Raw genomic sequence first — 14,083 nt, forward strand, 5'->3', positions numbered from 1 at the left:
ATCCGACTCCGTTCCGCAACCGAGTCCTTTTCTGGGATCCCCGAGAACACCGCGCTCATGTCCTCCGTCACGATCGCGGACGTCGAGGCCGCCGCGGCCCGGCTCGAACCGGCGGCGATCGTCCAGCGCACGCCCGTCGAGCGCAGCCGGTCGCTGAGCGAGCGGTGCGGCGCCGACGTGCGCCTGAAGATGGAACACCTCCAGCGCACCGGCTCGTTTAAAACGCGCGGTGCGTATAACGCGATCTCGCGGGCAGTTGAGCAGGCGGCGGAACGAGCCGATGAGTCCGAGCTCGACCGGGTCGTGGCCGCGAGCGCGGGCAACCACGCGCAGGGGGTCGCCCTGGCGGCGTCGGGCACCGGGATCGACGCGACGATCGTGATGCCGGAGTCGGCGCCGGCAGCGAAGATCGAGGCGACCCGCGGGTACGGCGCCGAGGTCGTGCTCCGCGGGAGCGCGTTCCCGGAGGCGATGGCGCACGCGCAGACGCTGATCGACGACCCCGGAACGCGGTTCGTCCACGCGTTCGACGATCCGGACGTGGTCGCCGGGCAGGGAACGCTCGGGCTGGAGGTGCTCGACCAAGTGCCAGACGTGGACACCGTGCTCGTCCCGGTCGGGGGCGGCGGGCTGGCAGGCGGGGTCGCGACCGCGATCAAAGCGCGCTCGCCCGAGACGCGGGTGATCGGGGTCCAGACCGAGGGCGCCTCGACGCTCTCGGAGAGCCTCGCGGCCGGCGAACTCGTGACGCGCGAGGAGCCGGACACCATCGCGGACGGGATCGCGACCGGCGGGCTGAGCGAGCTCACCTTCGGCCTGTTGAAAGAGCACCTCGACGACGTGGTCGTCGTGAGCGACGACGACGTGGCCGCCGCGATTCTGCTCCTCTTGGAGCGCGCGAAACAGATGATCGAGGGCGCGGGCGCGACCGCGGCGGCCACCCTTTTAAATGACGACGCTCTCGACGAGCTCGATCTGGCCGGCGAGACGGTGGTGCCGCTGCTCTGTGGCGGCAACATCGACGTCACGACGCTGAAGGAGGTGGTGACGCACGCCCTCGTGGAACGTGACCAACTGATCGAACTTGCCGTCCGGATCGACGACACGCCCGGGACGATGGGCGAGATATCCACCCTGATCGGCGCGGAGCGCGCGAACATCCGGACGGTGCGCCACGAGCGCAGCCGGCCGGACCTGCCGGTCGGCGACGCCGACCTCGTGTTCGAGGTGGAGACCAACGGGCCGGCCCACGTCGATCGGGTCCTGAAGGCGGTGCGCGAGGCGGGCTACGAGGTGGAGTGGACGACGCAGGAAGGGTGAGGAACGGCGTCGTTGACTTATAACTGAACTGCGGTGGCGTGAGGCTGCGAGCGCCCATCGGCGCGAGCAGCCCGCACGAGGGAGTCGGTCCGGCGCTTATAAGCGCCGGACCGACGAGGCTGGGGAGGCGTGAGGCTGCGGTTGCGGTCGGGTGGGACTCAAAGGGGCAGCCGCGAGGACGACGCTCGACGACGCAAGCACTGGAAGGAGCGAACGAAGTGAGCGACTGAAGCGCACAGCGAGTCGCGTGAGTCCTCGTGGCTGGGGCTTTGGAGGCCTTGACCGACGGATCGAGGTCAGATACTTATAAGCGAGCGGCTGGGGATTTGGAAGTGTTCGCTGTGCCGTCGTTGGCCATATATAACCAGACAATTCGTAATTTAGCGGGGTACCCAATCGATCCAGTCAACTACTATTCTCGGCCATATTCTTTTGTAGAAAATACTATCAAGGAAAAGTGAATTATCGCAAATATGGGTAATAGTTCCAAAACGGATCTGCAACGAGACATTCTCCTCACGTGGTGGGAAAGTCCGAATGCAACAAATCAGGAGATTGCGGGCGCGTGTGACTGTTCGTCATCCTATGTCAGCCAGACCAAAAATCGGTTCGACGATTACAACGAGTTCGAGGCGATGATGGACAGACAGGACGCCGAGTTAGAGCAGATGTTCGGTGAGAACATATTCGAAAACAGCGGGACGACATCGGCGACAGTAGAGTCGGAAGGGCCCGGAATTGCAGAGCAATGGAACGAGATCCCGAACAACATCCCGGGACTGCTGATCAAGCACATTGTCGTGATGGTACTTGGATACGCAGCGATCCAAGTCGGGATAACGCTCTTTCTCTGATTTCTTCTGAGATACAACACAGGATAACGGACAGCTTCAGTCTACTCGATCCGACGGTTTAAAAGGCTCTCCGGAGGTACGAGCCGGTAATGAGTCTCGTCGTTACCGACACCCTGGCAGACGAGCGCGTCGAGTTCACGGCCGACGGCGACGTCACGCTGTACGTCTGCGGCCTGACGGTGTCGGACGACCCCCACCTCGGACACGCCCGCCTGTGGTTCCACGCCGATGTCCTCCACCGCTGGCTCGACCACGTCGGCTACGACGTGCGCCACGTCGAGAACGTCACCGACGTCAACGAGAAGATCACGGCCCGCATCGGCGAGCGCGACGCGTGGACCGACGAGCGCGACGTGGCCGAGACGTTCACCGCGACCACCTTCGACGCGATGCGCGGGCTAAACCTGTTGCGCGCCGAGGTGTACCCCCGCGTCACCGAGCACGTCCCGGAGATCGTCGACCTCGTCGAGACGCTGATCGAGAAGGGGTACGCCTACGAGTCGAACGGCTCCGTCTACTTCGACGTGACCGCGTTCGACGACTACGGGAAGCTCTCGAACCAGAACGTCCAAGACCTCGAAGCGCAGGGCGAGCCCGACGAGCGGTCGGAGAAGCGCAACCCGTCGGACTTCGCGCTGTGGAAGGCCGACGGCGTGAGCGAGACCGCCGCGCGCGAACACGCGAAGCACGACCACGGTGACGAGACCCCCTCTGGCGAAATCTGGAACTCCCCGTGGAGCGAAGGGCGACCCGGATGGCACGTCGAGTGCTCGGCGATGTCGACGACGCATCTCGGCGACACGCTCGATATCCATATGGGTGGACGCGATCTGGTCTTCCCGCACCACGAAAACGAGATCGCACAGTCGGAGGCGGCCACCGGCGAGACGTTCGCGCGCCACTGGCTCCACGTCGGCCTGCTCGCGATGGAGGGCGAGAAGATGTCCTCCTCGATCGGCAACTTCTGGACCGTACCGGACGCCCTCGACGAACTCGGCGTCAACGTGATCCGCACCTTCTACGCCGGGGCGGCTTACCGCTCCGAGCAGGCGCTCACCGAGGAGACGATCGCGGAGGCCGAGGAGCGCTGGGAGCGGCTCTCGCGCACCTACGACCGCGCCGTCGAGGCGCTCGACTCCACCGAGGCCCGCGCGAAGGCCGAGGACGAGGAGCTTCGCGGGGCCGTCGAAACCGCTCGTGACGACCTCGCGACCGCGATGAACGACGACCTGAACCTCCGGGAGGCGACCGCGGCGCTGCTGGATCTCACTGACGCGGTGAACCGGCACGTGGACGACGTGGAGGATGGCGATACCGAGTCCGCCTACGACTACCGCGGCCTCCGCGAGGCGGTCGAGGCGTTCGAAAACCTCGCTGGCGACGTGTTGGGCCTCCAGTTCGAGTCGACGACCGACGGCGACGTGGATCTGGCCGGCGAGCTGGTCGACCTCGTTCTGGACGTGCGCGAGGCCGAACGCGAGGCCGGCAACTACGAGCGCGCCGACGAACTCCGGGACGCGCTCCGTGAGGTCGGCGTCGAGATCGAGGACGGGCCGGACGGGGCGACGTACCGGTTTGAGTAGCGTGCATACTCGGGTTCTGTTGGGAGCAGCGTTCTCGATCTCGGGGGACTGCGACGTAGTCGGTTCTGATGAGACGGTCGATCGCTTATAAGTAGTTGACGACGACTCGGTGAACGCCGCCGAAGCCCCAGCCGGGAGGCGGGCCCTTTGAGTCCCACCCGCACCGCACAGCACCACTGGAAGACGGTCACGCGATTTCACCGCGTGAGCAAGCAAGACCTCCGGTCTCGCCCTGTTCCTGCTTGCGTCGTTACGCGGGCTGCGACTTCCGTGCACCCGCTCGTTGCATCGCCGTCGACCTCGCACGCGCTCGTCGTGACCGCTTATAAGCGGCCACTCGGAGGCACGCGCCACCGCGGTTCGGTTTTTCTATGGTCCTCTCAAACGCCTACCCCCAACACCGTGACCGCGAGGAGCATGCCACCAGCCGCGGCGGGCGGGATGGTGAGGTTGTCGTCGACGGCGACGCCGCGGATGATCGGCGGGAGCCCGTCGGCGATCGCCGCGAGGACCGCGCCGGCGAGCGCGACGGCGATGCCGACGCCGGTCCCGAACGCCGGCACGGTGAAGAGGAGCGCCAACGAGAGACTGACGAGGAACATCGCGATCCACGCGGCGGGGCGCTTCGCCTCGGTCGCGTCGTTGTCCCCGAGCGCGCCGCTGACGGGGTCACCGAGCGACAGCATCCACATCGCGGGGATCGCGAGCGTCGGATTCAAGAGGAGGACCACGCCGGTCATGCTCACCTGGTACAGCGCGTAGCCGGCGATCGAGTCCGTCTCGTACTCCCGAATGAGCTTTTGGTAGAGGGCGTGGTCAAACCCGACGACGAGCCGGAGGAACTCCAGCGTAAGGACGACGGCGAGCGCGGCCACGAGGAAGTATCGCGTCTCCGTCCACGTGAACCAGCCGAGCAGATACGGTACCGGGTAGAGGGTCCCTCCGGAGTGGACCAGCCGTCGCTCGAACTCCACCTCGGCCCGCCACTCCGCCGCCGGAAGGGGCACGGGTCAGTTGGTCTCGACGTCGGTCGCGACTGTCTCGTAACGGTCCACCAGCGCGTCGAACTCGCCGCCGGTGCGGAGCGCGGTCAGCTCCGTGGCCAGCTCTTCGGCCGGGACCCGGACCTGCACCGCGGAGTCGCGCTCGCGGACGGTCACCGTCTCTGGGCCGTCGCCCTCGATCCCGTCGCGGTCGATCGTGACGCAGAACGGAGTCCCGATCTCGTCTTGGCGGCGATAGCGCCGCCCGATCGAGCCGGAGTCGTCGTACGCGACCGCCACCCCCGCCTCGCGGAGGTCGGCTGCGACGCGGTCGGCCAGCTCGGTGAGCCGGTCGTCGTTGGTCACGAGCGGGAAGACGGCGGCGTCCTGCGGCGCGACCTCGGGCTCTAAGGAGAGGTACGTTCGCTCCTCGCCGTCGACCTCGTCCTCGCTGTAGGCGTGCGCCAGCAGGGTCTGGACTGTCCGGCCCACGCCGAAGGACGGTTCGACGACGTGCGGCGTGAGGTGCTCGCCGTTCTCGGTCACCGTCTCGACCGAGAAGTTCGCCACGTCGGTGTCGACGGTCTGGTCGTCGCCGTTCACCTCGACCGACACCGTCTCGCTGTCGAACGCGTCGGGATCGCGCTCGGCGAGGGTTTCGAGGGCCTCGGCGACCGCGGCGGCGTCCCCGCCGAATTCGGGGCCGAGCACGGACATGTCGGGGTCGACGGTTGCGCGCTCGACCGTCTTCGGCTCGTCGTAGCGCTTGAACACGGTGAACGCGTCGTCGCCGTACTCGTCGTGTTTCGAGAGGTCGTAGTCGGCGCGGTACGAGAAGCCCGCGATCTCGATCCAGTCGCCGTCGACTTCGCTCTCCGCATCCCAGCAGTCGGACGCGTAGTGGGCGCGCTCGCCCGCGAGGTGCTGGCGGAACCGGAAGCGGTCGAGGTCGACGCCGATCCGGTCGTACCACTCCTTCGCGACGCCGAGGTAGTAGCCGACCCACGGGGAGCCGATGATCTCCTCGTCGACCGCCTCGCCGATCGTGGTCTCGACGTACTCGCCGTCCTCGGCCTGCTGTTCGGTCGCGGGGTACAGCCGGACCGACACGTCGCGCACGCGGTCCAGCGGCGGCTCGTCCTCTTCGGGGTCGATGAACTGCTCCAGTTCCGCCTGCGTGAACTCACGCAGCCGGAGGAGCCCGCCGCGCGGCGAGATCTCGTTGCGGTAGGCCGGACCGATCTGGGTGATCCCGAACGGGAGGTTCCCGCGGGCGTACTCCTTCAGCCGCGGGAACTCCACGAAGATACCTTGTGCCGTCTCCGGCCGCAGGTAGCCGGGCTGGCCGTCGCCGGGACCGATGTCGGTCGCGAACATGAGGTTGAAGTCCTCGACCGTCACGCCCGCAAGCGGGGTGCCACAGGACGGGCAGGCGATGTCGTTGTCGGCGATGAGCTCCTCGACTTCCGACCCGGGCAGCGCCTCGGCGTCCTCGATCTCTGTGACCGCCTCGACGAGGTGGTCGGCGCGGTGGGACTCGCCGCACTCGGGACACTCGACGAGCATGTCGTCGAACCCCTCTAGGTGGCCGGACGCCTCGAAGACGGCTTCCGGCATGATCGTCGGGGCCTCGATCTCGCGGTTCCCCTCTCGGATGGTGAACCGGTCGCGCCACGCGTCCTCGACGTTCTTCTTCAGCGCCGCGCCCTGCGGACCGAAGGTGTAGAATCCGGCGGTGCCGCCGTACGCACCGTTCGAGCCGAAGAAGAACCCGCGCCGCTTCGCCAGCTCGCCGATCTCCTCGGACGCCATTTATAAGCCCTCCAGCAGGTCCACGTCGCGCACGATGCCGTCGAGGTCGGTGCCGTTGACCAGCGGCACCTGCTCGATGTCGTTGCTGATGAGTTCCTTCGCGACCTCCTTCGCGGTCCGTGTGTCGCTGACCGTGACGAGGTCCGCGGTCATGAAGTGGTGGACCGGCCCCACGGGCAGCTCCACGTTGCGGGTCGGGAGGTAGCGGGCACCGGTCGCCTTGATTCCCTCCCACGACCACTCAGAGTCCTGTTCGGCGATGGAGTCGCCCGTGCTGGCCTCGCCCTCGACGACGCGGGCGACCGCCAGTACGTCGACCTCGGTGAGGATGCCGGCGAGTCCGGCGTCATCGTCGAGTACCACGGCGTAGGGAACGTTCGCCAGCCCGATCTCGCGCTCGGCGACCGACAGCGGGGTCTCCGTGTAGGTCGCGTTGACCGCGCGTGTCGCGAGCCCGCCGACCTCGGTGTCGCCGTCGATTTCGCCGCGAGCGATGGCCCGAACCACGTCGGTGACGGTGAGAATGCCGACGAGTCGGTCGCCGTCGACGACCGGGAGCCGGCGCGAGTCCTCGGCGACCATCGTGGCGGCGGCGTCGCCGATCGCGTCGTCGGCGTCAACCGTCGGCACCTCGCGCATCAGCAGCGCGAGCTGGTCTTCGTCCGGCTGCTCGATCAGGTCGTTGCGGGAGACGAGCCCGCGGTACACCTCGTCGCCGTCGACGTCTTTCACGACCGGCACCGACGAGAAGCCGAACTCCTGGATGTACTCCAACACGTCGTTCCGGCTCCCCGGGATCTCGACGACGACGAGATCCGAACGCGGCGTCATGGCGTCTGATACGTTCATGCACCGTCTTACTCCGTGCCACCTCTTGTATACTGCGAAGGTGGTTCACGAGGAGTCGGCGGCGAACAGCCCAGAAGCACGGGTACCTCGCCAGATGGGCGGGACTCTCGCCGGCCCGTCTCGGGAACAATGACAACGAAACAATTAGTCCGTAAGATCGACGCCCCAATCCAGTAATTACCCTATGATCGACGACGGACACAGGCTCTCGTCCCCGATTATTTCCTCAGACCACTGATCTGCCGACGGCGGACGATCTCGGTCCGGAACGCTTATACGTACTGTGAGCAATTCACAATCATGTCACGGAGTTCCACCCCATGGGACGAGCCGGACCCCGATCACCGTCGGACGGCGCTGCCGACAGATCCGGTCCTTGACGCCACGGACTCGCCGGACATCATGGCGTCCATTGACTCCTCGTCGTCGCGATCGGAACTCGTGATCGCTGACGTCTCCCGGGAGAACGCGTGGGTCTCGGTCGACGAGACCGACGCCACCGTCCTCGAAGAGTGGTGTTGAATCCGCTGTAGAAGACGCTCAATTTCGCTCCGACCGTTTTTCCGCCAGCTCTCACTCCTCGCTCGCCTTTGTAGTGTCTTCTCCCGGACGAACCCCGATTCCGACCTCCCACGCCCGGATCAGCGACGCGATCGCCCGGCACGTCGGCACCGGCACCCCGAACCGATCGGCGCGATCGATCGCTGCGCCGTAGATCGCGTCGACCTCGGTCCGGCGGTCGGCGGCGACGTCTTCGCACATCGACGACCGGTTGGCAGCGGTGTCGGCGGCGACGCGCTCGACGGCGTCGACCGCCGCGTCCTCGTCGAGCGTGACCCCGTCGGCCCGCGCAACCCGCGCGACCTCGCGGGCCGCCTCGCGGGCCGCCTCGCCACCCGGCCCGTCGAGGGTCGCCCCGTTCGAGAGCCGCGCGAGCGCCGAGGGACCGTTGATACCCGCGTTGACCGCGAGCTTCTCGTACCGGCGCCGGGGCATGTCCGTGGCGACGGTCGTCTCGATCTCCGCCTCGTCGAACGCGCTCCCGACGCGCTTCGCGAGGGGATCGTCGCCCCCCGAGAGCGCCCCGACGACGACCTCGCCGACGCCGGTGCAGGTCACCCGGCCGGGCTCGATGAACCGGGCGCCGTAGCTCGCGGTGCCCGCGAGCACGGTTGGGTCGAGCGCCGCGACCAGCCGCTCCTCCGTGAACCCGTTCTGAAGCGAGCAGACCGCGTCGTACTCGCCGGTCGCGAGCGCCCGCGCGGCCGCGTCCGTGTCGTACGCCTTCGTCGTGACCACCGCGAGGTCGGCCGACCGGTGTGTCCCGTCGGTGAGCGCACGGGGGCGGACGTGAGCCTCGATCTCGCCGTCGATCCGGAGCCCGTCCTCGCGGATCCGTCGCATGTGCGGGTCGCGCCCGACGAGCGTGACCTCGTGGACCCGCGCCAGCAACCCCCCGACGAGGCTCCCGAGCGCGCCTGCGCCGTAGACGAGGACTTCCATACGCCTCTCTACGGGATGAGACTGAAAAGAGATGACGGTAAAGCGGTCGATCGAACGACGCGCTCAGCCCTTCAGTCCGCTCCCGGTCAGGGGAACGACCACGTCGTCGTTGGGCGCGAGGACCCCGCGCTCGCGGAGTTCACGCAGCGCTGCCGGCGCGACGGCGCAGGTCGGCTCGGTGTAAAAGCCCGCGGCGTGGAGTCGGTCGAGCTCCCAATCGGTCGCTGCCTGCGTGACCGCGAGGGCGTCGCCGTCGGTGTCGGCGATGGCATCGAAGATCTCCCGCTTCCGGACCGGCTCGGCGATCTGGATCCCGTCGGCGGCCGCGTTGACGCGCCTCTCGGGGTCGGCCGCGTCCGCACCGTGGAGCTCGCGGACGATCGGCGCGATCCCGGCCGCCTGCGCGCCGAACAGCCGCGGAACCTCGTCGATCCAGCCCGCGCGCTTCAGCCGACGGAACCCCCGGTAGGCGCCGAGAAACAGGGTGCCGTGGCCGAGCGGGGTCACGACCGCGTCGGGGGCCTCCCAGTCGCGCTGGAACGCGATCTCGTAGGCGACGGTGGCGGTCCCCTCGAAGAACGCCGGATTCCACGCGTGGCTGGCGTACCACGCGGAGTCGGCGGAATCGCCTTTTCGTCCGCCCCTGCCGCCCCTGCCGCCCCCGCCACCCCCGTCGCCCTCGCCGAGCGCGGCCACGCACGCCTCGGTCACGTCCGCGCGGGACCCCTCGATCCGGACCGGCTCGGCGCCGGCTCGGCGGATCGCGCGGAGCTTCGAATCTTTGACGTCGGCCGGGACGTACACCGCGGCGTCGATCCCGGCGCGCGCGGCGTACGTCGCGATCGCGGCGCCGGCGTTGCCGGAGGAGTCCTCGACGACGCGCTCGACGCCCAGTTCACGAGCCCGCGTGAGCGTCGTCGTCGCGCCGCGGTCCTTAAACTAGCCGGTTGGGAAGACGTACTCCAGCTTGAACGCGGCGTTCCAGTCGTCGGCGTCGGGCGAGTCGTCCCCATCCGCCTTCGCGTCCGCGTCGACCAGCGGCGTCATCCCCTCGCCGAGCGTCACCCGGTCGGCCGGATCGTCGCCGACGGCGAGGAACGACTCGAACGCCCAGAGTCCGTTGCGAGCGTCTATCGCGTCGCGATCTCCCTCCTCCGGGATCGCCGGATCGGCGAACTCCAGCGGGGCACCGCACTCGCAACGCCATCGGTCCCGCACGGTCGCGCCGCACGCGGGACAGACGAGGTTGCGAGCCGGGTCCCGGTCGCCGACCATCAGTATTTGTCGACGTTGGTGCCGACCGAACAGACGTACTCGCCGGCGGCGACCTGCGGGAGCCGTCGCGTGCGCCAGAAGACGCCGTCGTCGTCGGCGGTCACCCGGGCTTTCAACTCACCGAACACGTCGGTCACCTCGTAGAGGAGGTCGCCGGTCGAGACGCGCTCGCCGAGTTCTCGCTCGAACCGGACCAGCCCGCCGGCTGGCGACCCGTACTGATCGAAGCCGCGCGCCCTGACCTGTCGTTCGAGCTCGATGTCGCCGTCGAGGAAGCCGTAATGGCGGAGCACGTTGAACACGCCCTCGACCCCGTACCGGATCGACTCCTCGTCCCATCCGACGCAGCCGCCGAGTTCGGGGTCGACGGTCGGGATACCGTGTTCCGGGCCGGCGCGCGCGAGCTGTCCGTCCGGCCCCTTGATGTCGAGGACGTGGCCACAGCCGAAGGCCTTCGCCAGCTCTAAGCAGTCGCCGTGGAGGTGGTGGCGGACCCCGCAGCGCACCCGCGTCTCGTTTATCATCCGGCTGGTCGACCCCTGATGGAGGTCTAGAATGAGGTCCGCCTGCTTTGCGGCCTGGAACGTCGCGTGGGCGATCCGTTCGCTCGTCGTCCCGCCCTCGTTGCCGGGATACCCGCGGTTCATTTTCCGGTCGTCGATCGGATTCCGGTGTTCCGCGACCTGAAACGCGAAGTAGTTGACGACGCCGACGACGAGAACGGTCCCCGACAGCTCCGCCGGATCGAGTCGGGGAACGACGCGGTTGACGACGCCGAGCCCGTTGAGCTCGTCACCGTCGCTGACTGCCTGCAGGTACAGCGTCTCGCCGTCCTCGGCGCCGTTGATGACTGCTACCGGCAGCCGGACGGGACTCCCGTCCCGCGTCTCACCAACCTCGAGACGGCCCGTGTCCGTCTCGCCCGGCGGGGCGCGAGCCGTTCCAAGCGTAATCATTACGCGAATGTGGGCCGGGCGGCCCTTTATCCGTTCGGTCCGCGGCGATCCCCCGACACAACCTTTATCGCCGCATCGCTCTAGATGTCGGTAACGACGGCCGCGGCGCACCGCCGCCGCGGCGACCCCGCTGCCGACCGAACGCGGTCTTCCCCCATGAGCATCGACATCGACCCGCTGTCCGACGCGGCCGGGCTCACCGTCACGGACCACATCGAGAACACGCAGTTCGAGGTGTACACCGACCGACCGGTCGAGCCGGCCGCGAGCCCCGAGGACGCCCACTACTTCCCGGTCGACGCGAGCGTGACCGTCGAGACCGGGGCCATCGAGATCCCTCGCGTCGCTGTTGTCGAGACCCGCTGCGGCGACGGCACGCTGCTCACCCGCGGCGACTCCTACGCGATGCCCGCGGGGACGTACCACGTCGGGATCGACCCCGCCCCGACGAAGCTGTACCTCGCGTTCGCGTCGCCGTTCTCCGTGTCGACGACGGAGCGGACGACCCGGATCGACCTCGACGCCCCCGCAGAGGTCACGCTCGGGTTCCGGTCGCTCCACCAAGTTCCCGCAGGGACGATCGAGACCCCGACCGACCCCGAGTCGCTGATGGACGCCGTGTCGCTACTCGGCTCCGCTCTCCAGACGACGAGCCCGGAGCGGTCGTTCCCCACCCTTCGCGGGCACCCACCGCTGATCGAGCCGGGCGAGGAGTTCCGCGTCCCCGACCGAGTCGAACCGGTCGACTCCGGCATTCGGATCGTCGTCCCTCCGGAGTACCGCTACCTCTACCCGGTGGTCTCGCTCGCGTACTACTTCGCCGCCGACGTGGTCCCCGGCGATCCTCCCCGGATCGAGGGCGACGGCTGGACGCACCCTTTGGAGCCCGACTTCGAACGGCGGACCGGTGAGGTGCTCCGACAGGCGTTCCACTTTGACTGTCTCGCGCGCACGGAGGGGTTCTACCCGGTCGATCTCCACGAGCGCGAGACCACCGACCTCGACCTCGACTGGGGCCGGTTGTACGACCTCCCGCTGGCGGAGCGACTCGGCGAGTACCTCGCGGTTCCGTTCGAGCGCGTCGAGCCGGAGCTTCCCCAGTGGACATTAACGACCGACGTGCGCCCCGACCCCGAGAACGTGGAGCTGCTCCCGTTCGTCGCCGGCGAGCTGTCGATCGTCCGGTCTCCGGAGACGGTGACCCCCGCGATGGCCAGTGGGGGCGATGGGCTCGGGTTCTTCCGCGCTCCGCGTGCCGACACGGCGTCGCTCGATCGAGACGAGTTCGTTCGGAGTACCGCCGGGACCGAACCTACTCGCGGCGCCGACGCCTCGGCGGACCGCGGCGCGGTGGCGGCCGACACCGACTTCGTGCGACCCGAACCCGTCGACACGGTCGAGCACGCGTGGGTCGGCGCCGGCGTCCCGCTCGACGCCAACAAGGCCACCCTCGACGCGTACCACCGGCGACTGGAGGCCGGCGCGGTCGAGCAGTCGCGAATCTCCGTGCTCGTCGTCTGTAACGACGAGCAGATGCGCGAGGAGGGCGAGGTCGCGGACTTATACGGCCTCCGCGACATGGTCCAGTTCGACATCGAAGTGCGCCACGACCTCACCCGCGAGGAGATGCGCGAGACGCTCCAGTCCGACGTCGACTTCCTCCACTACATCGGCCACGTCGACGACCGCGGAATGCAGTGTACCGACGACTACCTCGATCTCACGGCCGAGGACCTCGACGTCGGCGTCAGCGCCTTCCTGCTCAACGCCTGCCAATCATACCAGCAGGGCGAGGCCTTGGTCCACCGCGGCTCCCGCGGCGGCATCGTCACCCTCTCCGACGTGGCGAACTCGCCGGCGACCCAGCTCGGCCGGATCATCGCTCGCCTGATGAACAGTGGGTTCAACCTTCGTGCCGCGCTTTACGTCGCGAAGCGAGAGCTGATCACCGGCCACCAGTACATCGTCGTCGGCGACGGCGGGACGACGATCTGTCATAGTCGGAGTGGAATCGCACTTGTTCTCAATTTGGGTATAAATGAGTCCAATAGCTGGGATCTGGTCGCTGAGGGCTACCCCAACGGTCCGTATGGCGTCGGAACTATGAGTAACTTAAACCTAGAAAAAGATGAATGTGAGCACGTTATTCCCTTTCAGATACACATATCAGATATAAAAATGGAAGAAATTGACTATTTCCTTGATCTCGAAAATACTCCGATCTTCTTTAATGACGACTTAATTTGGAACGACGAGCCTGCGCGACTCAGGGCCCTGCAACAGAGGTAGCTTGGTTCGCCGCCGCGGGCGCCGCCTGCGTCAGCAGGAGAAGCGCGGTGAACAGGACGCCGGCCATCTTGGGGTGCTCTGCCACGTAGTCTGCAACACTTTCGTGCATATTACACAGAATATCGCGTGATATTAACATCAAAGCCGTTTTGCGACAACTGTTTTTAGATATTTAAATGCTTAAAAATAGTAAATTAATTGGCCGTCACCCAACGCCTTCCTGCTCGATCGCTTCGTCACCCCGACGGCGAGCGTCGCGAATCCGGTCTTGGGGCTCCGCCCCACCGTTTTTTCCGCCTCCCCGACGGAGGTAGGGTCATGATTGACATCGACGCGACGCTCCGTGACGCGTTCGAGCACACCGACTACGACCTCGGCGACGTCGCCGTCAACCGGAAGCAGGTCCGGGTACCGGTGCTCCAGCAGGGTGCCGACCCCGACGCGCTCACCGCGGTGATCGAAGAGGCGCTCGGCGCGGACGCGGTCGTCGCCGCGACCGTCACCACCGAGGCCATCGACGGCGAGGACACCATCGGCACCGTCGTCTCGTTCCGGTACCAGCCGTGAACGGGTTGCGGGGCTGATCGGCGCCGCCTGAACCGCTCTCCCGCGGTGGAACGCGGTACGGTTAACAGTGCGGTCTCCGTACACATGGCTCA

General features: G+C 67.2%; 12 protein-coding genes and 1 pseudogene. 6 read left to right on the forward strand and 7 right to left on the reverse strand.

The features are described from left to right. Nucleotides 1–57 precede the first annotated feature (57 nt). The 3 genes from ilvA (at nucleotide 58) to cysS (ending at nucleotide 3,757) form a co-directional block, all read left to right on the forward strand. On the forward strand, nucleotides 58–1,320 hold the full coding sequence (ilvA, locus tag HLAC_RS01430) for a threonine ammonia-lyase (protein ID WP_049933626.1): 1,263 nt from the start codon (nucleotides 58–60) through the stop codon (nucleotides 1,318–1,320). Between the two features lie 473 nt (nucleotides 1,321–1,793). After that, nucleotides 1,794–2,174, forward strand: coding sequence for a hypothetical protein (locus HLAC_RS01435; RefSeq protein ID WP_012659536.1), 381 nt, complete (start codon nucleotides 1,794–1,796; stop codon nucleotides 2,172–2,174). Between the two features lie 89 nt (nucleotides 2,175–2,263). After that, nucleotides 2,264–3,757, forward strand: a complete 1,494-nt coding sequence (gene cysS / locus HLAC_RS01440) for a cysteine--tRNA ligase (RefSeq protein WP_012659537.1) — start codon at nucleotides 2,264–2,266, stop codon at nucleotides 3,755–3,757. Nucleotides 3,758–4,137: 380 nt separating this feature from the next. On the opposite strand, the gene HLAC_RS01445 is transcribed toward cysS, so the two are convergent. From HLAC_RS01445 to HLAC_RS01455, 3 genes are read right to left on the reverse strand one after another with little or no spacing between them, the layout of a single operon-like run. After that, a complete protein-coding gene (locus HLAC_RS01445) occupies nucleotides 4,138–4,764 on the reverse strand; it encodes a hypothetical protein (RefSeq protein ID WP_012659538.1) in 627 nt (208 codons plus the stop codon). 3 nt (nucleotides 4,765–4,767) lie between these two features. Next, nucleotides 4,768–6,552, reverse strand: a complete 1,785-nt coding sequence (gene glyS, locus HLAC_RS01450; protein ID WP_012659539.1) for a glycine--tRNA ligase — start codon at nucleotides 6,550–6,552, stop codon at nucleotides 4,768–4,770. Next, a complete protein-coding gene (locus tag HLAC_RS01455; RefSeq protein WP_012659540.1) occupies nucleotides 6,553–7,401 on the reverse strand; it encodes a CBS domain-containing protein in 849 nt (282 codons plus the stop codon). A 300-nt stretch (nucleotides 7,402–7,701) separates the two neighbouring features. Here HLAC_RS01455 and HLAC_RS01460 point away from each other — a divergent pair, with 300 nt between their 5' ends. Then, on the forward strand, nucleotides 7,702–7,923 hold the full coding sequence (locus HLAC_RS01460) for a DUF7556 family protein (RefSeq protein ID WP_012659541.1): 222 nt from the start codon (nucleotides 7,702–7,704) through the stop codon (nucleotides 7,921–7,923). A 51-nt stretch (nucleotides 7,924–7,974) separates the two neighbouring features. Here HLAC_RS01460 and HLAC_RS01465 read toward each other — a convergent pair whose 3' ends face one another. The 3 genes and pseudogenes from HLAC_RS01465 to HLAC_RS01475 form a co-directional block, all read right to left on the reverse strand. Further along, entirely contained in the window at nucleotides 7,975–8,904 is a 930-nt protein-coding gene (locus HLAC_RS01465; RefSeq protein WP_012659542.1) for a ketopantoate reductase family protein, read from the reverse strand. Nucleotides 8,905–8,967: 63 nt separating this feature from the next. After that, nucleotides 8,968–10,179, reverse strand: a pseudogene (locus tag HLAC_RS01470) (pyridoxal-phosphate dependent enzyme). Beyond that, nucleotides 10,179–11,135: a succinylglutamate desuccinylase/aspartoacylase family protein gene (locus HLAC_RS01475; protein WP_012659543.1), complete on the reverse strand. Its 957-nt coding sequence runs from the start codon at nucleotides 11,133–11,135 to the stop codon at nucleotides 10,179–10,181. Before HLAC_RS01475 ends, HLAC_RS01470 begins: the two are co-directional and overlap by 1 nt. A 156-nt stretch (nucleotides 11,136–11,291) precedes the next feature. Here HLAC_RS01475 and HLAC_RS01480 point away from each other — a divergent pair, with 156 nt between their 5' ends. Continuing rightward, the gene (locus tag HLAC_RS01480; RefSeq protein WP_012659544.1) at nucleotides 11,292–13,424 is read left to right on the forward strand and encodes a caspase family protein; all 2,133 of its coding nucleotides are present in this window, start codon (nucleotides 11,292–11,294) and stop codon (nucleotides 13,422–13,424) included. Here the strand turns inward: HLAC_RS01480 and HLAC_RS19780 are convergent. Next, a complete protein-coding gene (locus HLAC_RS19780; RefSeq protein ID WP_012659545.1) occupies nucleotides 13,402–13,533 on the reverse strand; it encodes a DUF7503 family protein in 132 nt (43 codons plus the stop codon). The two genes, HLAC_RS01480 and HLAC_RS19780, sit on opposite strands and share 23 nt — an antisense overlap. A gap of 209 nt (nucleotides 13,534–13,742) precedes the next feature. Between HLAC_RS19780 and HLAC_RS01485 the strand changes: the two genes are divergently transcribed. Further along, a complete protein-coding gene (locus tag HLAC_RS01485) occupies nucleotides 13,743–13,991 on the forward strand; it encodes a hypothetical protein (protein ID WP_012659546.1) in 249 nt (82 codons plus the stop codon). Nucleotides 13,992–14,083 lie beyond the last annotated feature (92 nt).

It is taken from the genome of Halorubrum lacusprofundi ATCC 49239 (genome assembly GCF_000022205.1).
GTDB lineage: Archaea > Halobacteriota > Halobacteria > Halobacteriales > Haloferacaceae > Halorubrum > Halorubrum lacusprofundi.